General features: G+C 68.4%; 21 protein-coding genes and 1 pseudogene. 17 read left to right on the top strand and 5 right to left on the bottom strand.

Annotated elements, in window-relative coordinates; all coding sequences use genetic code 11:
- The first annotated feature begins 61 nt into the window (after positions 1–61).
- From AB8810_RS02125 to AB8810_RS02075, 11 genes and pseudogenes are all read left to right on the top strand, one after another.
- Positions 62–703, top strand: a complete 642-nt coding sequence (locus AB8810_RS02125) for a DUF2625 domain-containing protein (protein ID WP_179571006.1) — start codon at positions 62–64, stop codon at positions 701–703.
- Positions 704–753: 50 nt separating this feature from the next.
- The gene (locus AB8810_RS02120) at positions 754–1,158 is read left to right on the top strand and encodes a VOC family protein (RefSeq protein WP_369916601.1); all 405 of its coding nucleotides are present in this window, start codon (positions 754–756) and stop codon (positions 1,156–1,158) included.
- 216 nt (positions 1,159–1,374) lie between these two features.
- A complete protein-coding gene (locus AB8810_RS02115) occupies positions 1,375–1,818 on the top strand; it encodes a DUF3592 domain-containing protein (RefSeq protein WP_369915423.1) in 444 nt (147 codons plus the stop codon).
- A gap of 353 nt (positions 1,819–2,171) precedes the next feature.
- Positions 2,172–2,372, top strand: a pseudogene (locus AB8810_RS02110) (AI-2E family transporter); the annotation flags it as partial.
- Positions 2,373–2,451: 79 nt separating this feature from the next.
- Positions 2,452–2,940, top strand: coding sequence for a YcxB family protein (locus AB8810_RS02105; RefSeq protein WP_369915422.1), 489 nt, complete (start codon positions 2,452–2,454; stop codon positions 2,938–2,940).
- A gap of 25 nt (positions 2,941–2,965) precedes the next feature.
- Positions 2,966–3,253, top strand: coding sequence for a hypothetical protein (locus AB8810_RS02100; protein ID WP_179571010.1), 288 nt, complete (start codon positions 2,966–2,968; stop codon positions 3,251–3,253).
- 60 nt (positions 3,254–3,313) lie between these two features.
- Complete coding sequence (locus tag AB8810_RS02095) at positions 3,314–3,679, top strand: hypothetical protein (protein ID WP_369915421.1); 366 nt, start codon at positions 3,314–3,316, stop codon at positions 3,677–3,679.
- Positions 3,680–3,795: 116 nt separating this feature from the next.
- Positions 3,796–4,194: a VOC family protein gene (locus AB8810_RS02090; protein WP_369915420.1), complete on the top strand. Its 399-nt coding sequence runs from the start codon at positions 3,796–3,798 to the stop codon at positions 4,192–4,194.
- Positions 4,195–4,421: 227 nt separating this feature from the next.
- On the top strand, positions 4,422–4,712 hold the full coding sequence (locus AB8810_RS02085) for a hypothetical protein (RefSeq protein WP_179571209.1): 291 nt from the start codon (positions 4,422–4,424) through the stop codon (positions 4,710–4,712).
- 160 nt (positions 4,713–4,872) lie between these two features.
- Positions 4,873–6,573 carry an acid phosphatase gene (gene acpA / locus AB8810_RS02080; RefSeq protein WP_369915419.1) on the top strand — a complete coding sequence of 567 codons (1,701 nt, stop codon included), beginning with the start codon at positions 4,873–4,875 and terminating at the stop codon, positions 6,571–6,573.
- Between the two features lie 70 nt (positions 6,574–6,643).
- The gene (locus AB8810_RS02075) at positions 6,644–7,003 is read left to right on the top strand and encodes a hypothetical protein (protein WP_372530412.1); all 360 of its coding nucleotides are present in this window, start codon (positions 6,644–6,646) and stop codon (positions 7,001–7,003) included.
- 76 nt (positions 7,004–7,079) lie between these two features.
- Here the strand turns inward: AB8810_RS02075 and AB8810_RS02070 are convergent, their stop codons facing one another.
- A complete protein-coding gene (locus AB8810_RS02070) occupies positions 7,080–7,421 on the bottom strand; it encodes a hypothetical protein (RefSeq protein ID WP_369915417.1) in 342 nt (113 codons plus the stop codon).
- 104 nt (positions 7,422–7,525) lie between these two features.
- Between AB8810_RS02070 and AB8810_RS02065 the strand changes: the two genes are divergently transcribed.
- Positions 7,526–7,993: a metallophosphoesterase family protein gene (locus AB8810_RS02065; RefSeq protein WP_369915416.1), complete on the top strand. Its 468-nt coding sequence runs from the start codon at positions 7,526–7,528 to the stop codon at positions 7,991–7,993.
- Between the two features lie 36 nt (positions 7,994–8,029).
- On the opposite strand, the gene AB8810_RS02060 is transcribed toward AB8810_RS02065, so the two are convergent.
- Positions 8,030–8,383 carry a TfoX/Sxy family protein gene (locus AB8810_RS02060; protein ID WP_369915415.1) on the bottom strand — a complete coding sequence of 118 codons (354 nt, stop codon included), beginning with the start codon at positions 8,381–8,383 and terminating at the stop codon, positions 8,030–8,032.
- Positions 8,384–8,665: 282 nt separating this feature from the next.
- Between AB8810_RS02060 and AB8810_RS02055 the strand changes: the two genes are divergently transcribed.
- From AB8810_RS02055 to AB8810_RS02045, 3 genes are all read left to right on the top strand, one after another.
- Positions 8,666–10,762 carry an alpha/beta fold hydrolase gene (locus AB8810_RS02055; RefSeq protein WP_369915414.1) on the top strand — a complete coding sequence of 699 codons (2,097 nt, stop codon included), beginning with the start codon at positions 8,666–8,668 and terminating at the stop codon, positions 10,760–10,762.
- Between the two features lie 459 nt (positions 10,763–11,221).
- The gene (locus tag AB8810_RS02050; protein ID WP_369915413.1) at positions 11,222–11,647 is read left to right on the top strand and encodes a hypothetical protein; all 426 of its coding nucleotides are present in this window, start codon (positions 11,222–11,224) and stop codon (positions 11,645–11,647) included.
- Positions 11,648–11,763: 116 nt separating this feature from the next.
- Positions 11,764–12,069: a hypothetical protein gene (locus AB8810_RS02045; RefSeq protein ID WP_369915412.1), complete on the top strand. Its 306-nt coding sequence runs from the start codon at positions 11,764–11,766 to the stop codon at positions 12,067–12,069.
- A 255-nt stretch (positions 12,070–12,324) separates the two neighbouring features.
- On the opposite strand, the gene AB8810_RS02040 is transcribed toward AB8810_RS02045, so the two are convergent.
- Positions 12,325–13,905, bottom strand: a complete 1,581-nt coding sequence (locus AB8810_RS02040) for an SDR family NAD(P)-dependent oxidoreductase (RefSeq protein WP_206257057.1) — start codon at positions 13,903–13,905, stop codon at positions 12,325–12,327.
- 238 nt (positions 13,906–14,143) lie between these two features.
- Entirely contained in the window at positions 14,144–14,608 is a 465-nt protein-coding gene (locus AB8810_RS02035) for a helix-turn-helix domain-containing protein (RefSeq protein ID WP_179571020.1), read from the bottom strand.
- A 92-nt stretch (positions 14,609–14,700) separates the two neighbouring features.
- Here AB8810_RS02035 and AB8810_RS02030 point away from each other — a divergent pair, with 92 nt between their 5' ends.
- Together AB8810_RS02030 and AB8810_RS02025 are read left to right on the top strand one after the other, a co-directional pair.
- Positions 14,701–15,933 (top strand): MFS transporter, encoded by a 1,233-nt coding sequence (locus tag AB8810_RS02030; RefSeq protein WP_369915411.1) that lies wholly within the window; start codon positions 14,701–14,703, stop codon positions 15,931–15,933.
- 223 nt (positions 15,934–16,156) lie between these two features.
- Positions 16,157–16,906, top strand: a complete 750-nt coding sequence (locus AB8810_RS02025; RefSeq protein WP_369915410.1) for a lysostaphin resistance A-like protein — start codon at positions 16,157–16,159, stop codon at positions 16,904–16,906.
- An 80-nt stretch (positions 16,907–16,986) separates the two neighbouring features.
- On the opposite strand, the gene AB8810_RS02020 is transcribed toward AB8810_RS02025, so the two are convergent.
- A complete protein-coding gene (locus AB8810_RS02020; protein ID WP_191825904.1) occupies positions 16,987–17,532 on the bottom strand; it encodes an ankyrin repeat domain-containing protein in 546 nt (181 codons plus the stop codon).
- Positions 17,533–17,584 lie beyond the last annotated feature (52 nt).

Genomic DNA, 17,584 nt, shown 5'->3' with positions numbered 1-17,584 from the left:
CGTTGCGGTCGGATAGACCCCTTTGCTTGGCCGCACCACGCTGTACAGGTATCAGACATTCATGCTGACGCTGCAAGAACTGCTCGACCGCGATGATCCGGCGATGCCGCTGGTCAGGCAATGGCTTTCCGAAGCCAGCCGGCCGTTCGAGGTGCTCTCGCCTTCGCAACAACGCGATGGCGTTCTGCTCGGTCTCCAAGTCACGACCCGCTCCCCCATGGGCGCCATCGCGTACGAGACCGGCGGGCTGTTGATCGATCACGGCTGGCTGCGCATCCTCGGTTCGGGCCATCCCAAGTTGCCGCGCGACATCGTCGAGTGGAATGCTAGCCGCGCTTCGGGCCACCTATTGGTCGCAGACGATGTGGCCGGTGGCTTCTTCTCGGTGAACGGCGGCAGCCTGGGAAGCGACCTGGGTGCGATGTACTACTTCGCACCCGACACGCTGCGATGGGAAGCCTTGGATATCGGCTACACCGACTTCCTCCGCTGGGCGCTCAGCGACCGTCTGGACATTTTCTACGAAGGCTTGCGCTGGCCCGGGTGGGAGACAGACGTGAGGCAGGCCGGTGGAAGCCAGTGTTTCAGCTTCTTTCCGTTTCTTTGGAGCAAGGAAGGATCCGTTGCATCCAGCTCCCGCAAGCTGATCGACGTCGCCGAACACTACGCTTCCCATACAGGGTGGGCCAGCGAAGCGGAATGAACCCGTCCCCGCTTCGGGTAGCATCCACTGTCCAGCGCTGAAAGACATCTATCCAAACGCTGCACCACATCTCCCTGGGCGTTTCCGAAATCGAGCGCTCGGCGCGCTTCTACGACGCCGCGCTTCTGCCACTCGGCTACGTGCGCGTAGGGGAAGACCTGACCCCGGGAGACGACGATCAAGCCGTCGGCTATGGCACTCCCGGTAGCGGCGACAAGCTGGCCATCAAGCTCAGGAGCGCGGATGCGCGAACGCCCGGTCCCGCATTCCATCTGGCCTCCTCAGCGGATACCCACGCTGCCGTCGACGCATTTCATGCGGCGGCGCTATGCAACGGTGGTCAGGACAATGGTGCTCCCGGGCTGCGTCCGGACTACCGGGACAGCCACTACGCCGCATTCGTCGTCGATCCCGACGGCCATCGTCTTGAGGCCGTCCTCAACCCGATGCACTGACGCCGGGATACGCTCGAGGCCTCCTAGCGAGCGCGAGCATCGGTGCATCGATGGATGCCGTCGAGAAGCTTTCCGCGACTTCGTTCGCTCCTCCAACCGGACCCCATTCCGCATCGTTGCGCAACGCTGGTCGGCGATGGCGAGGTATCGGGAAATGCGCCGGCGAAGCTTCTTGTTATCCTGGCTCCCTTTTTTCATGGACGAACGCCGAGAACCATGTCCAACCACTCCTCGCCCCACATCGGGAAGATGTTGCTGGGCCTGCTGTTCGCCCTGATAGGGATCGGCTTGCTGGGCATCGCCGTCAATCTTGCGCTGGATCGGCACGCGTTCCTCGCCCGCGCACGCATCGCCGATGGCGTCGTCAGCCGTTTGAACGCCGGCGGTTCGCACCCTGAGATCGCCTTCACTACCGGTGCTGGCGAAAAAATTTCCTATCCCCAGGGCGGCTTGATCTCCGGCTATCGGCAGGATCAGCGGGTGCGGGTGCGTTACCTGCCCGAGCGGCCCGCAGGCAGCGCCATCGTCGATGATCCGGGCGCATTGTGGGGCGTCCCTGGGTTCCTGGGAGGTCTGGGCCTGATATTCGGCGGCGTCGGCTTGGCAAAGGCCGTTCGCTGGCGCAGCAGCGATACCGATCGTTCGCAGCAAAGGCGTTGAACGCAGGCGCCACACCACTTCGATGCCGATGATCGTAAGGTCGATGGCACCATCGGACCATAACGTGGGGATCCATCCGAGCGCCTAGGCGCTAGCGGCAGTTCTCCGAAGCCAGCGCCCTGGCGGCATCCTTGCTGTGCCACCGATTAGGCTAGCGGCATCCCTCCGTTGTGAATGGCCCCCATGCGTCCAACCCAGCCTCTACGGATCGGCCTGCGCACGCACCCGCACTGCAGACCCGCGACGGCGTGCTGCACCTCAATCCCGGCAGCGCCGGGCCGCGCCGCTTCACTCTGCCAATCGGCGTGGGCTATCTGTATCTGGAGGCTGGCGGCGTCCGCGGCGAGTTGCACGCGCTGCCTCTGATCCAGGCGCGTGCGGTGGACCTGCCGCCGGCCTTGCTGCTGTTCTCGCTGTTCGGCATCGGCGTGCTGTTCGGACCGATGGGCGTGGTGTTGGCGGCGCCGCTGACCGTGGTGATCTACGTGCTGGTCAAGCACCTATACGTTCACCATGCCCTGGACGACCCCGACGATGCCGTGCCGGCGGATTGATCCGGCCGGGTAACGCGTAGACTCCGGATCTTCATGACCGATGCCGCCGCACAGCGGCGCCCAATGCGGACGTTATCCGATGCACCGCGCCACCCTGAGCTACGACAGAAAGCTGATCCGGCAAGCCGTGGCGAGCTACTGGTGGCGCGTCGTCGGGCTGCGCTATGTCGTCGCCCTGGCCTTGGTGGCGGGGCCCCTCGTGTTCCTCGTTCGCGGCGGCAACGCCTCCTGGTTGGTCGGCGTCCTGGCAAGCGTACTGGCGCTCGGCATTGCCCTTCCCGTAGCGCTCTACGCCATCCACTATCGCAACTCGCTGCTCAGGCTCGATGCAATGGGTACTCCCCTCGGCACGCTCGCGGCATCCGAAACCTCGCTGTCGCTTTCGTCCGGCGCTGGCACCACGACCATGCCCTGGTCGGCAGTCTGCGAAGTGTGGCGATTCGACTCCTATTGGCTGCTGCTGCTTTCGAAGTCTCAATTCGTCACCTTGCCTCTCGCCGACCTCAGCCCGGAAGCCGCGGAGTTCATCCGCACAAGGATCCTGGCTGCGGGCGGCAAGGTTTCCTGACGCCGGATACGGTCGCGGCCACCCAATGCCCCACTACTACAAACGCCGCTGGAATCAGTCCCGCGCCGATCGCTACGACGCATGGGGTCACTCCTGGTGGCTGTTCGAGACCGATGATGCGTTCTGGCCGAGCCGGCAGATCGAGATCTATGACGCCGGCCCGGTCCTGTTCTACCACCGCGACCGCCTTGAGGATGCGTATGGAGGCCTCAGTGCCGCGGCGCTCGATCCAGACGAGTTCGAGCCGTTTCGCATCGATCGCACCGAGTTCGAGCGCGAGTGGGCGAACCACAAACCGCTCAATGACACCTAAACTACGCGAGCCGGCGCCTCTGGCGCGGCGCTGACATATCGGGGCTGACAGGGACGTTGCGTGCCGCATTCTGGAATCTACATTCTCGGCCTATTGGCAGTGCTTTTCTGCGCGTTGCTCTGGCTGCGCCGCCGGCGCAGGCCCATGCGCTCTGCAGAAGAAGCCATTGCGACGACATGGCTTGGCGTCAGGCGCCTGGTGATGCTTGGATGTTCCCTGTTGCTGGTTCTGGGCGCACTGCGCAACGTGTCTCTCGCCTTCGCGCTGCAAGACGTTCGCCATGTCGGCTATGCGCTGCTGGGCGTCCTGCTTGCGCTTGCCGCCCACCAGGTCGGCCGCTATGGAAGGGCCCGCAAGGGCTCCACGGCCGCGGAGGATATGCGGGTGCACGGCAAGCGGATGAAGAAGTACGGCTGGCGTTGGTAAGCTGCCCCTCGCGTCGGACCACGTGTCGAATCGTCCGATCCGCACCAGTCCCACACGCCATGGCATTCCGCTTCCGCAACGGCGCAGCCGCTCCACTCGACCAGGAACTCCGCAACATGCTCCATCACGTGTCTCTCGGCGTCGCAGACATCGAACGCGCCGCGCGCTTCTACGATGCCGTGCTGGGTGCGCTCGGCTATGTCCGGGTATGGGAAGACCTGAGTCCGGGGGACGACGACCAGGCCCTTGGCTATGGACTGCCCGGCGGCGGCGACAAGCTGGCGATCAAGCTGCGCGGCGCCGGTGCCCGCGCGCCCGGTCCCGGCTTCCACCTCGCCTTCGCCGCACCCAGCCGGGACGCGGTCGCCGCGTTCCACGCGGCGGCGCTGCAGCATGGCGGCCGCAGCAACGGCGCCGCCGGCCTGCGCCCGGACTACGGCCCGGACTACTACGCGGCGTTCGTGGTCGATGCGGATGGCCACCACATCGAAGCCGTCATCAATCGGGCGCTGTAAGCGCGGCGACACCGCGGCGGTTGGCGGCGCTCGCCTGCGTTCCGATCGCTGCTGGCGTCGGCGCGCGCCATGCCGACGGCCGATCGCAGGAGGCGCTGCCCGCAACGCAAGGCCTTGCAGGACATCTCCGCCGTCGAACACAGCTGGATCGGCTGGTCGGCGCCCCCCTTCCTGTCGGATCGCACCAGGGCACGGCGGCGATCCGACGACACGCCAGGGTCGCCATGATGCCAACCGATCAGCAGGACCCGTCGCACGCTCTGGACGAAGCGCTACACGGCGCGGCGATGTACAACGACAAAGGCCATGCCTGGCTCGGGCACGATGCGCAGCAGATCGCGGCCATGCAGTGCGGCTTCCAGGCGCAACTGAGCGAGCTGGCTGCACGCGTGGGGCACGCGCGGCTTGGACAGGTACTCAGCGAGGCCATCGAAAGCGGGGCGGCGGCCCGCGACGACTCGGGCCGTTACGCCGACCTGTGCAAGCACATCCTCGGCATCGCAACGCGGCGCCGCTGAGCCGATGCGGGGTGCCCACGTTCCGCCTGATCCAGGGACATCGGCGACGGTCTGCGATACGGCCGCTGAACGCCACGCCGGCCAGCCGTCCCGCCCGCTTTGACTTGTCATTTGCGCGGCCCACACTGGCCGATGCCTTTCCCCCAATGCCCATGACACCGTGAAGAAGCCGCCCCAGGACCCCGTGTCCACCGACGCCGATGCAACTCCCGACAATCCGCAACGTCGTCGCCTGCTCGGCGGCCTGGCACTGGCCGGCGGCGCGCTGGCCATCGGCCCCGGCGAGGCCCTCGCCGAGGCGGCCAGGCGCGCGCCGCAAAGCCCGCTGTCGGCCAGCGACCTGGACAAGCAGCTGCGCGAGAAGATCCAGCACGTGGTGGTGATCTACGCCGAGAATCGCAGCTTCAACAACCTGTTCCCGGACTTTCCCGGGCTGCAGCGGCCGCTGTCGGCGATGACGCCGGCGCAGGCGCGGCAGGTCGATCGCGACGGCAGCGTGCTCGACATCCTGCCGCCGATCTGGGGCGGCCTGGCGCCGGACGAGCAGGTGGTGGACCACCGCCGCTACAAGATCGGCGAGGATGCGATCGGCCCGCTGCCCAATGCGCCGTTCCCGCTGCGCACGGCCGACGGCAAACCGCTGCCGCATGGCGTGGTCACCCGCGATCTGGTGCACCGGTTCTACGAGAACCAGATGCAGATCAATGGCGGCCGCAACGATGGCTTCGCCGCCTGGAGCGATGCCGGCGGGCTGGTGATGGGCCATTACGCCGACGCCCCGGCCACGCTGCGGCTGTGGAGCCTGGCGCGCGAGTACACGCTGTGCGACAACTTCTTCATGGGCGCGTTCGGCGGCTCGTTCCTCAACCACCAATACCTGGTCGCCGCGCAGGCGCCGTACTACCCGCATGCGGACACCAGCCCGGCGCGGCTGCAGATCAGCGCCATGGCCAGCGACCGGCCCGACGAGATCCGCCTGGCCGTGCAGGAGGATTCGCCGGACACCGCGCTCAACGGCAAGCCGCGCTTCGTGCGCAACGGCGCGCTGACCCCGGACTTCTGGGCGGTCAACACCCTGAGCCCGCCGTTCCAGCCCAGCACCAGCCAGGACCCCGCGCGCCCCGACTACGCCGCCCCCGACAGTCCCGATACCTTGCCGGCGCAGACCCATCGCCACATCGGCGACGCGCTCGATGCCAAGGGCGTGGACTGGGCGTGGTATGCCGGCGGCTGGGGCCTGGCGGTGCAGGGCAAGGGCGACACCGGCGACACCCCCGAGTTCCCGACCAGCCCCAATTTCCAGATCCACCACCAGCCGTTCAACTATTTCGCCAATCTCGCTCCCGGCACGGCCGCGCGCGCGCGGCGCCTGCGCGACGGCGGACTGGGCGACAGCGCCCCGGACAACCGCTTCATCGCCGATGTGCAGGCCGGCACGCTGCCGCCGGTGGCGTTCTACAAACCGCAGGGCAACCTCAACATGCACGCCGGCTATTCCGACGTGGCCGCCGGCGACCGCCATATCGCCATGGTGGTGGACGCGCTGCGCAACGGTCCGCTGTGGGACAAGACGGTGGTGTTCATCACCTTCGACGAGAATGGCGGCTGGTGGGACCACGTGGCTCCGCCCAAGGCCGATCGCTGGGGGCCGGGCTCGCGCATCCCGGCGCTGGTGGTATCGCCGCACGCCAGGCGTGGCCATGTCGACCACAGCGTCTACGACACCGGCTCGATCCTGCGCTTCATCACCCGCCGCTTCGGGCTGGAGACGCTGCCGGGCCTGGCCGAACGGGAGCGTGCCATGCAGGCCGCCAGCGGGGTGCGCCCGGGCGACCTGACCGCCGCCCTGCATTTCGCCTGAGCCGAAACCAGGGGAGAACGGTAGCCGCCTGCGCAGCCGGGCTATCGGCCTCCCCATCAGGCCACCGCCGATGCCGTCCGTCTCGCCGCTGCGAATCGGCCGGATGTCCGACATCCACGGCCGGCTGCGGCCGCAGGCGCTGGCGGCGATGCGCGATCGCGTGGTCGTCGTGCACGCCGGCGACATCGGCAACCCCGTGATCCTCGATGCGCTGCCCACGCGCGCGTGGGTGCAGCGATCCGCGGCGACATCGATGCCGCGTCATGGGCGGGCGCTGCCCGACACGCTGGTCGTCGGCATCGCAGGTACCCACCCGCACGCACTACGCGGCGTTCGTGATGGATCCGGATGGCCGCCACATCGAAGCGGTCATCCATCGGGCGCCGCGATGCGACGCTGCACGCCGCATCACGGCGGAACAGGGACGTAGCGGCCACACTCGCCGATGCGCCTGGCGACTCGGCCAGGATGCGCGGTCGCGAGCAGCCGGCCCGCGTGGCACGCGATTACGCCTCATCCACTCGGTAGCGGCCCGGCTGGGTCCAGGCGATGCGCAGGAACGGGCCGCTCAGCAATCCCTTGTCGCGCAGATAGCCGAAGACCTCTGCCGGGCACCACTCCCTTCCGGCGGCAAAGGCCAGGCCGAGTTCGCGCAGCGCGTGGAAGGCCTCGGCCTTTTCCGCATCGTCGCGCACCACCATGGCAGAGACGCCAGCCTCGCCGGTGCGTGCGAAACCGAGCGCACGTAGCGCCGCATCGTGTTCGTCACGCATCGCCCGGACCCGGATCGCGGCGGCGTCGGCCTGTTCCACGTAGGCCGCTGGTTCCCGGTCAAGCGCTGCAGACATGCGGTTCTCGCGACGTGGTGAAGGAAGCCTTTCGCTCGACCGGCACGCGGCCTTGCGAACGTGGGGTTTAGGCTAGCACTCCGTCCCGTTGCCAAGCCCTGCCGATGCCTACCGTGCCGCCGCTGCGAATCGGCCTGATCTCCGACACCCACGGCCTGTTGCGGCCGCAGGCGCTGGCGGCGATGCGCGATTGCGTCGCCATCGTGCATGCCGGCGACATCGGCAAGCCGGAAATCCTCGATGCGCTGCGCGCGCTCGCGCCACTGCATGCGATCCGCGGCAACATCGATACCGCGCCGTGGGCGCAGGCGCTGCCCGACACCCTGGACCTCGACATCGCGGGCATCCGCCTGCACGTGCTGCACGATCTGAAGACGCTGGCGCGCGATCCCGCCTCCGTGGACGTGGTGGTCAGCGGACATTCGCACAAACCGCTGCTGCAGACCCGCGACGGCGTGCTGTACGTCAATCCCGGCAGTGCCGGACCGCGCCGTTTCAGCCTGCCGATCGGGGTGGGCTATCTGCATCTGCAGGCAGGCGGCGTCCGCGGCGAGCTGCACGCGCTGACCTGAAGCGGCGCTGCGGGATTCCAGGAAACGACGCGCGATCTACCGCGGCGCCGGCGGCCGGCTCGCGCGTTTGCCGACCTTGGCCGGTTTGGGGGCGGGCAATGCCTGCGCCGTGGCGCGCAGCAGGCGCTGCAACAGGCTCCGGTCCTCCAGCCCCTCGTCGATCAGGTAGTGCGGCTTGCCGCCAGGATACGGCGCCTGTTCGACCACATCGTCGAGCAGCGCGCGCCCGGCGGCGGTCGGCTTGACGAAGACCTGGTTGTCGCAGACGAACGCCACCACCTTGCCGTCCAGGTACAGCGCGTATTCGCCGAACATCTTCTTGCAGGTCAGCGCGGCGCCGAGCGCCGCCTGTTCCATGACGTATTCCACGTAGCTGGCATCGGAGGCCATGTCGTCGCTCTGCGCTTGGGTCGATGCCGGATTTTGCATCGCGGCCGGCAAAGCGCAAGCGCCGGCGGCGCCGGGGTGCGCCACACATCGGAAGCATCCTGCGCCACGCCGATACGCCCATGTCCGGGCACCGAACCCCGAAGTCGCAACGGCCGCCGGCAACCGATACTGGAGCGCGTCGCAGATCCATCACGCGTGGCCGCATCGGTACCTGCCGCACTGGAATCCCCAATTGTTATAGAGTAACAATTCCATCCCGCCAACAACGTTCCCGGAGCACTCATGCGGCGTCTCGTCCTGGTTTCCAGCCTCGCCCTCGCGGTCTCCGCCTGCTCGCAGCAGGCCGCCGCTCCCGCCGCCAAGGACGCGCCGGCCGCGCAGACGCCGGCAGCGGCCGCCGCGGCACCGCCGTTGATCCCGCGCGACGTGCTGTTCGGCAACCCCGAGCGAAGCAGCGTGCAGCTGAGCCCCGACGGCAAGACCCTGAGCTGGCTGGCGCCGGTGGACGGCGTGCTCAACGTCTGGGTCGCGCCGGCCGACGCACCCGACAAGGCGCGCGCCGTCACCCACGACCGCGGCCGCGGCATCCGCTCCTATTTCTGGTCGTTCCTGCCCGACACCTTGCTGTACATGCGCGACAGCGGCGGCGACGAGGATTTCCACCTGTTCGCGCTCGACGTCGCCAAGGGCGGCAACGGCCGCGACCTCAGCGACTTCCCCAAGACCCGCGCGCGGGTGGTGGCGGTCAGCCGCACGCATCCGGAGTCGATCCTGGTCGGCATGAACGACCGCGACGCGCAGTGGCACGATCTGTACCGGGTCGACCTGGCCCGCGGCAAGCGCACGCTGCTGCAGAAGAACACCGATCAGATCGGCGAGTACCTGGCCGACGACGACTACCAGGTGCGGCTGGCGACGCGCTCGCGCGAGGACGGCGGCGAGGACCTGTTGCAGCCGGACGGCAAGGGCGGCTGGCAGAAGCGCGAGGAGATCCCGTTCGAGGATTCGCTGACCACCGCGCCGTCCGGCTTCAGCGCCGACGGCAAGACGCTGTACTTCGTCGATTCGCGCCAGCGCGACACCTCGGCGCTGTACGCGGTGGACGTGGCCAGCGGCACGCGCAAGCTGCTGTTCGAGGATGCACGCGCGGACGTCGGCGGCACCCTGACCGATCCGCGCAGCGGCATGGTGCAGGCGGTGGAATCGAACTACCTGCGTCCGGAATGGAAGGTGCTGGACCCGGCCATCGCCGCGGACATCAAGCAGCTGCAGGCGATCGGCCCGGGCGAGATCTCAGTGCTGACCCGCACCCAGGACGACCGCACCTGGATCGTCGCCTACTCGGCCGCCGATGCGCCGGCCACGTTCTACCGCTACGACCGCGCACCGTCCGCTGCGGGCAAGCTGACCAAGCTGTTCGCCGCACGCCCGGCGCTGGAGGGGCAGCCGCTGGTGCCGCAGTGGCCGCAGGAGATCCGCTCGCGCGACGGCCTGACCCTGGTCAGCTACCTCACCCTGCCGCGCGAGGCCGATGCCAACGGCGACGGCAAGGCCGACAAGCCGGTGCCGCTGGTGCTGTTCGTGCACGGCGGGCCGTGGGCACGCGACGACTACGGCTACAGCGGCTACAACCAGTGGCTGGCCAACCGCGGTTACGCGGTGCTGCAGGTCAACTACCGCGGCTCCACCGGCTTCGGCAAGCGCTTCACCAACGCCGGCGATGGCGAATGGGCGGGCAAGATGCACGACGACCTGCTCGATGCGGTGCAGTGGGCGGTGCAGCAGGGCGTCACGACCAAGGACCAGGTCGCGATCATGGGCGGCAGCTACGGCGGCTACGCCACGCTGGTCGGGCTGAGCTTCACTCCGGACGCCTTCAAGTGCGGCGTGGACATCGTCGGCCCGTCGAACTTGAACACCTTGCTCAGCACCATCCCGCCGTACTGGAAATCCGGCTTCGAGCAGATGGCGCGGCGCATCGGCGATCCGCGCACCGAGGCCGGCAAGAAACTGCTGGACGAACGCTCGCCGCTGAGCCGCGCCGACCGCATCGCCAGGCCGCTGCTGATCGGCCAGGGCGCCAACGACCCGCGCGTGAAGCAGGCCGAGGCCGACCAGATCGTCAACGCGCTGAAGGCCAAGCAGATCCCGGTGACCTACGTGCTGTTCCCCGACGAAGGCCACGGCTTCGCCCGGCCGGAGAACAGCAAGGCCTTCAACGCGGTCAGCGAGGCGTTCCTGGGCAAGTGCCTGGGCGGACGCACGCAGCCGTTCGGCCAGGACCTGGTCGGCTCCAGCCTCAGCGTGCCGGACGGCGCGGCGCAGGTGCCGGGCCTGGAGGACGCGCTGAAGTCGCACACGCAGAGCGTGCGCAAGTAGGTCCTCGCCGACGCCGATGCGTGCCTCCCGTCGTGCACGCATCGGCGCCGTCGCGGCAGCGCCACGGCGGCGATGGCGCATTGCGCCGCGGCGATCATGACCGCGATATGCGATGGTGCGCCGACCAATCCGTCGGCGTGCAGTCCTTGGGCACTGCCCTCACACGGGCTCGCGGCGTTGCAGCCGTGGAGGATCGCCTCGACGATGCGCGCGACGCCGCCGACGATGTCCAGCGGCGGATGGAAACGCTCTTCCCGCGCCTTGCGCATCCGCGCGGGCGGCGATCGCGCTGTGGGCGTCTCCAATCTCCGCTAGAGTTGGCCGCTGGCCGCAGGGTTGGCAAGGCGGGCCGGGAACGGGGAATATGGCCGATGCCGCGCGGGGGCGCGGGCAGCGTCGAACGCTCGATGCAGCGGCAACAGACGACATACGTCACGTGGCAGACAAAGGGGATGTCTCATGTGGAAGAAGTTCGGCGGGATCTTCGGCAAGACCGGCCTTGGCAAGATGTCCAATGGCGAATACCAGGCGAATCTAAGCGGAATCAACACGTTCTTCGGCGCCGTGCTGGGCCTGGTGCTCACCGGTACGGAACGGCTCGACGGCTGGCGGTTCGGCGTCGTGCTGGCCATCCTCGCCAGCACGGTCATCTCCATCCTGTTCATTTCCAACAGCCGGCACAGGATCGCGTATGCGGTCTACACGCTGCTGCTGGCGCTGACGATGCCGCAGATGATCGACATCATGCTCAAAGGGCACGATCTGCTGCCCGACAAGGTGCAACCCACGCTGCTCGTGTGGACCTTGATGACCATCATGGTGGAATTCTGGGGCCGCGAAAACGGCCAGGCCGCCTCCACGGCCGCCTCCGATCCATCCAGTTGAGACGAATATGGCGCCCCTCAAGCGCATCGTCCAATCGTTCTGATCCAGATGCGTCTCTTGTAACCCACCCAAATCGAATCGGCTGCGCTGGTTGATCGAATCGGATGCCACTTCCCATGAAAGCATGCACACGCTGGACGGTCGCGCTTGCGTTGTTTCTCCTGACGTCCTGCGCCACCGTGACGGCGCCGCTCTACACGTATCGGCCACGCCCCGTCCTCGCCCACCCGAGCGATGCCAAATTCGATTTCCAGGGCACGTGGGAAGGTGTGCTGGACGGATTCGACGCGCCCCGCTACGTGGATAGCGCAGGCTTTCCGAGACGCTTTCGCTTCGTCATTTCCCGCTGGCAAGTGCGGGTCTACAACGTGGTCAAGGGATCGTGGCAAGAAATGAAGCCGGGGCAGTTCCGTCTGGGTTGAGTCGTCCTCATTCACGCTTGCGCGGACCTCCAACGACGAGATGATCGTCTATTGGCAGCGCACCGTGAACAATCTCGACGTTTCTCCTGACGATCAGTGGTATCAATTCGCCTGGGGCTACAGTGGCACCATGCACCGCGCGGTCGCCGGCGGCTGATCTCCGAAAGCACGCCGCGCCCCGTCGGAATGGCCGCGGCGATCGTCAGATCGCCACGATCATGGAAGCAGACCGGTTGGCGTGGACCACGCCGCCCCTCACCAATCGGTCGGCGCGTAATCCTTCAGGAACTGCCCCCACACGTGCTCGCCGGTGTTGAAGCCGTGGATGATCGGGTCGACGATGCGCGCGGCGCCGTCGACGATGTCCAGCGGCGGGTGGAAGCGTTCTTCCTGCACCTTGCGCGCGGCGATCTCGGCCGGGTCCTCGTCGGTGACCCAGCCGGTGTCCACGCTGTTCATGTGGATGCCGTCGTTCTGGTAATCGGCCGCCGAGGTGCGGGTCATCATGTTCAACGCGGCCTTGGCCATGTTGGTGTGCGGATGCCGGGTGGTCTTGAAGTTGCGGTAGAACTGCCCTTCCATCGCCGACACGTTGACGATGTGCTTGTCGCGCTCGGGCGTGCGCAGCATCAGCGGCTTGAGCCGTGCGTTGATGATGAACGGGGCGATGGCGTTGACCAGCTGCGTCTCCAGCAATTCCACCGACGGCACTTCGGCCATCAGCAGGCGCCACGAGTTGCGTCCGCGCAGGTCCACCTGCTGCAGGTCCTGATCCAGGCGCCCTTCGGGAAACAGGTGCTGCTGGCCGAGCAGTTCGTCGGCCAGCAACGGCACCTGCGACAGCTCGGCGGCGCGGGTGAGGCCGTCGGCGCCGCTGATGCCGTGGCCCTGACCCGCCGGTAGCGTGGTCGCCGACGCGGCCGGCAGCAGCTCCGGGCTGCGCAGGCCTTCGTAGTGGCCGACCAGGCGGCGCACGTGCTCGGGCAGTTCGTGCAGCGCGGCGGTCTCGCCGGCCATCATGTGCGCGTAGAACTGCGGCGGCCGGCGCACGGTCTGGCAGGCGTTGTTGACGATGAAGTCCAGCCGCTCGCGCGTGGCCAGCAGCTGGCTGCAGAACGCTTCGACGCTGGGCGTGTGGCGCAGGTCCAGGCCGAACACCTGCAGGCGGTGGCCCCACTCGGCGAAATCCGGTTCCTGCGCGTAGCGCGCGGCCGAATCGCGCGGGAAGCGCGTGGTCACGATCAGCTCGGCGCCGGCGCGCAGCAGCTTCAGCCCGGCCTGGTAGCCGATCTTGACCCGGCCGCCGGTCAGCAGCGCCACCCGCCCGCGCAGGTCCGCGGTCTCGGTGCGCTTGAAGTAGTTCAGCTCGGCGCAGGCCGGACACATCTGGTCGTAGAAATGGTGCAGCTGGGTGAACTTCTGCTTGCACACGTAGCAGTGACGCAGCTCGGGCGATTGCGCCGCTGCGGGTTCCTCGGCTGCGGCATTGCTGGCGTCGTGCAGGCCAGCGGCATGCGGCGGGAAGTAGTTCGGCGTGCTGAACACCGGCTTGCGCCGCAGCGCGCGGATGCCGGTCTGCTCGAGCAGCGCTTCGGCCTTGCGCACCTTCTCCTGGTGGCGTTCGCGCGCCTGCTGCTTGAGCAGTTGCCGGCGCGCCTTGGGCTCGGGGTGGTAGACCTTGGCGACAACCTGGTGCAGGCGCACGCGGTCGGCCTCGGGCAGCGCGTCGAGCACGCTGCGGTCGGCATCGATGGCTTCGAGCAGGTCCAGGGCGACGCGCAGGCGCTCGGTCAGGGGCAGGGCGTCGGTGGCAGGGGGCGAGGCGGTGGTGTTCAAGACGGATCCGGAATGAGCGGCGGCGAGCCGTGGCGAAGGCGCGGCAGCAAGCCGACGAAAGGGCGGCGATGCAGCACGCCCGGCGCTTGCGGCGAACGGGCAACGGCAGCGCAGGGAGCGTTGCAACGGGCCGGGACAGGCCGGCCAGACGGTATTTTCGCCGATCCGGGGGTGTCGGCGCCATGTCGGCCCCGGATTGCGTCCCGATCCTGCCCGCGTCCCAACACCCCCGCCGCGCTCATGCGCCGTCGGCAGGCGCCTCGACCTTGCGTACCAGCGTCTGCCGCGGCTTCAGCGCGCGGCCTGCCGCATCGCGCGGCAGCATCGCCGGCAGCGGCTTGCCGGTGCGCCGATCGAGCAGGCGCGAATGCGCCTCGCCCGGCGCGAACAGGTGCCGCTCGCCCCATTGCCGCAACGCCAGCAGCAGCGGGAACAGCTGCTCGCCTTTTTCGGTGAGCGCGTACTCCTGATAGGCGCTGCCATCGGCGGCCGGCCGCAGCGCCAGGATCTGCGCCTCGACCAGCAGGCGCAGGCGATCGGCCAGGATGTTGCGCGCCATGCCCAGGCTGCGCTGGAAATCGCCGAACCGGCAGATTCCGTCGAAGGCATCGCGCACGATCAGCAGCGCCCAGCGCTCGCCGATCAGCTCCACCGAACGCGCCACCGGGCATGGTTGGGCAGGGTGCTTGCTGCGTCTGGCCATGCTGGCTCCCATTCGCCGAGTGCGGCATCCGGTTGCATTTTAAAACCAAAATCGACACCCTGTCAGTGGTTTTTTATTGCAACCAGTTAGCCATGCGCAGCCCCGTGCCGACCGTACCCAACCCCCAGCCCGCGCCCGCGCTGCCCGCGCTGCGCCGCGCGCAGGTGGCACTGTTCGCCTGCGCCAGCGGCGCCAGTGTGGCCAACGTCTACTTCGCGCAGCCGCTGCTCGACGCGTTGGCGGCGGAGTTCGGCATCGGTCAGGGCGCTGCCGGCGGGGTGATCGCCGCGACCCAGGCCGGCTGCGCGCTGGCGCTGCTGCTGGTGGTGCCGCTGGGCGACCGCCATGCGCGGCGCCCGCTGATGCTGTGGCAAGCCGGCGCGTTGCTGGCCGCGCTGTTGGCGGTGGCCGCGGCACCGACGCTGCCGGCGCTGCTGGCCGGCATGCTCGCCGTGGGCTTGCTCGGCACCGCGATGACCCAGGGCCTGATCGCCTACGCCGCGGCCAGCGCCGCACCGGCCGAACGTGGCCGTGTGGTCGGCGCGGCCCAGGCCGGCGTGGTGATCGGCTTGCTGCTGGCGCGCGTGTTGGCTGGCGTCATCGCCGACCTGGCCGGCTGGCGCGGCGTCTATGCGGCATCCGCGGCGCTGACGCTGCTGTTGCTGCTGTGGCTGCGGCACGCCTTGCCCGCCCTGCCTGCGCCGCGACGGCCACCCGGCCACGCCGCCCTGCTGCGCTCGATGCTGCACATGCTGGCGCACGAGCGCGTGCTGCAGATCCGCGGCGGCATCGCGCTGCTGATGTTCGCCAGCTTCTCGGTGTTCTGGACCGCGCTGGTGCTGCCGCTGAGCGCGCAGCCGCATGCGTACTCGCACACCACGATCGGCGCGTTCGGCCTGGTCGGGGCGATCGGCGCCCTGGCCGCTGCGCGCGCCGGGCGTTGGGCGGACCGTGGCTGGGCGCAGCGCAGCAGCGGGCTGATGCTGGCGTTGCTGCTGGCCTCGTGGTTGCCGCTGGCGCTGGGCATACGCTGGCTGTCGGCGTTGATCCTCGGCATCGTCGTGCTGGACATGGCGGGCCAGGCCATCCATGTCCTCAACCAGAGCCTGATCTTCCGCGGCGACGCGCAGGCGCACAGCCGGCGCGTGGCCGGCTACATGCTGTTCTACGCACTGGGCAGCGGCCTGGGTGCGATCGCCGCCACCGCCACCTATGCGCATGCCGGATGGACGGGCGTGTGCATGTTGGGGGCGGCGACCAGCGCGGCGGCGCTGCTGTTCTGGGCGGCGACGCTGCGCTGGATGCCGGCGGAACCCGCTCGCTAGCCATCGTCGTCGCGCGCAACCGCCGTTGGCGTGGCATTTGGGAGCGACACCGGATGGCCTCGGCCATTCCTTGCCACAAGCGCCACCGGTAGCGCCCGTGGCGACTGACGCTCCCGCGCGTCTGTTGCAGCCTCTCCAGTGATCGCACGCTTGCGTGGCCGAGCACCAGCACAGCAGCCTGCCCTACGCGCACCAGCGCACCCACATCGAGCGAGATCGGCCCGTGTCCCTGACCTCGCGTCTGTCGTGGAAGTTCAGCAGCGCGCGCGGGTTGCCTGTTGCCGTGGCATTGGCGCTGGTCTTCGCCGCCATGCGTGCGGCAGGCACGCTGGCGCCGGCGCACTGGCGCTGGTTGCTGCCGCTCGGCTTCGTGTGCATGGCAGCGAGTCCGTGGCTGCTGCTGTCCCGTCCGGGGCGCCAGCAGATCGGATTGGTGCGGCCGATACGGCTCGCCTGGTTCGCGCCGTCGCTCGCGTTGGGGGCGCTGGCGGCCCTTGCATGCTTCGCACTCGGCGCCATCGCCTTCGGCAGCGGCGAGGACAACTGGTTCGTCAGCGTCGCGCGCAATTACCGCGACACGATTCCCCACCAGGGTTTCAGCACGCTGCAGCTGTTTCTGGTGGCCACCGTGCCCGCGCTGCTGTTCAGCCCGATCGGCGAGGAGATCTTTTTCCGCGGCCTGCTGCAACGCGCGCTGGAAGAGCGGTTTTCGCTACGCGCGAGCACCTGCATCGAAGCGCTGTGGTTCGGCCTGGTGCATCTTTGCCATCACGGACTGCTGGCGACCGCGGCCGGTATCCGCCTGCTGCCGCTGTCCGCTGCGCTGTGGGTCGGCCTGATGTTCTGCACGGCGCTGCTGTTCGCATCGCTGCGGCACCGCAGCGGTTCGTTGTTCCCGGCGATGGCCGCGCATGCCAGCTTCAACCTGGCGATGAACGCGTGCATCTTCGCTGCGCTGTGGCCGCCACATTGAACGAGCCGCATGGCGGCACGGTCGGCTGAGCGCGCGGAGCGCGGCCATGCCCGCGCGCACCGCTGGTGTCCGCATGCGGTTCAGCGCAGCGGCGCCTGCGCGAACTCGCCGCGCTGCAGCTTGGCCACGTCGTTGCCCTGCGCGTCCTTCGCCTGCAGATCCGCGCCCTTGGCAGCGAGGTCCTTCAGCACCTCGGTGCGCTGGAACAGGGCCGCGTACATCGCTGCGGTCTGCCCGGCGTTGTTGCGCTGGTCGGGCGCGCAATCGGCCTGCATCAGCCGCTTGGCGATCGCCAGCTCGCCCTTGAAGATCGCGCCCATCAGCGCGGTGTTGCCGCGCCTGTCCTGCGCGCACGGATCGGCGCCGGCCTGCAGCAATTGCTCCACCGCCGGCTGCTGGCCGTGGTAGGCGGCCAGGATCAGCGCGGTATAGCCCTTGTCGTCGCGGGTGTTGAGGTCGTAGTGCGCCCGGATGAACTCGGCCAGCATGTCCTGGCGGCCTTCGCGCGCGGCATCGAAGAAGTAGTCGCGCAGTTGCGCCTGGACCTTGGCCGGGTCGGCGGGTGCGGGCGCGGCAGTCGCCGAGACGGCGACCAGGCTCAGGACGAGAAGAAGGAAGCGACGCATGCTCGGTCTCCGACAAAGAGGGCGCAGCGCAGCGCGGCGTGGGGGAGGCGCC

The organism is Xanthomonas sp. NCPPB 3005 (genome assembly GCF_041228095.2).
GTDB lineage: Bacteria > Pseudomonadota > Gammaproteobacteria > Xanthomonadales > Xanthomonadaceae > Xanthomonas_A > Xanthomonas_A bonasiae.
This window is presented reverse-complemented; position numbering and strand designations above follow the sequence as displayed.

Coding starts and splice junctions, on each gene's coding strand:
- AB8810_RS02050 (WP_369915413.1), top strand. CDS start 11,222: ATGTGGAAGAAGTTCGGCGGGATCTTCGGCAAGACCGGCCTTGGCAAG.
- AB8810_RS02125 (WP_179571006.1), top strand. CDS start 62: ATGCTGACGCTGCAAGAACTGCTCGACCGCGATGATCCGGCGATGCCG.
- AB8810_RS02065 (WP_369915416.1), top strand. CDS start 7,526: ATGCCTACCGTGCCGCCGCTGCGAATCGGCCTGATCTCCGACACCCAC.
- AB8810_RS02090 (WP_369915420.1), top strand. CDS start 3,796: ATGCTCCATCACGTGTCTCTCGGCGTCGCAGACATCGAACGCGCCGCG.
- AB8810_RS02060 (WP_369915415.1), bottom strand. CDS start 8,383: ATGGCCTCCGATGCCAGCTACGTGGAATACGTCATGGAACAGGCGGCG.
- AB8810_RS02070 (WP_369915417.1), bottom strand. CDS start 7,421: ATGTCTGCAGCGCTTGACCGGGAACCAGCGGCCTACGTGGAACAGGCC.
- AB8810_RS02075 (WP_372530412.1), top strand. CDS start 6,644: ATGCCGTCCGTCTCGCCGCTGCGAATCGGCCGGATGTCCGACATCCAC.
- AB8810_RS02085 (WP_179571209.1), top strand. CDS start 4,422: ATGCCAACCGATCAGCAGGACCCGTCGCACGCTCTGGACGAAGCGCTA.
- AB8810_RS02105 (WP_369915422.1), top strand. CDS start 2,452: ATGCACCGCGCCACCCTGAGCTACGACAGAAAGCTGATCCGGCAAGCC.
- AB8810_RS02045 (WP_369915412.1), top strand. CDS start 11,764: ATGAAAGCATGCACACGCTGGACGGTCGCGCTTGCGTTGTTTCTCCTG.
- AB8810_RS02030 (WP_369915411.1), top strand. CDS start 14,701: ATGCGCAGCCCCGTGCCGACCGTACCCAACCCCCAGCCCGCGCCCGCG.
- AB8810_RS02055 (WP_369915414.1), top strand. CDS start 8,666: ATGCGGCGTCTCGTCCTGGTTTCCAGCCTCGCCCTCGCGGTCTCCGCC.
- AB8810_RS02115 (WP_369915423.1), top strand. CDS start 1,375: ATGTCCAACCACTCCTCGCCCCACATCGGGAAGATGTTGCTGGGCCTG.
- AB8810_RS02035 (WP_179571020.1), bottom strand. CDS start 14,608: ATGGCCAGACGCAGCAAGCACCCTGCCCAACCATGCCCGGTGGCGCGT.
- AB8810_RS02020 (WP_191825904.1), bottom strand. CDS start 17,532: ATGCGTCGCTTCCTTCTTCTCGTCCTGAGCCTGGTCGCCGTCTCGGCG.
- AB8810_RS02100 (WP_179571010.1), top strand. CDS start 2,966: ATGCCCCACTACTACAAACGCCGCTGGAATCAGTCCCGCGCCGATCGC.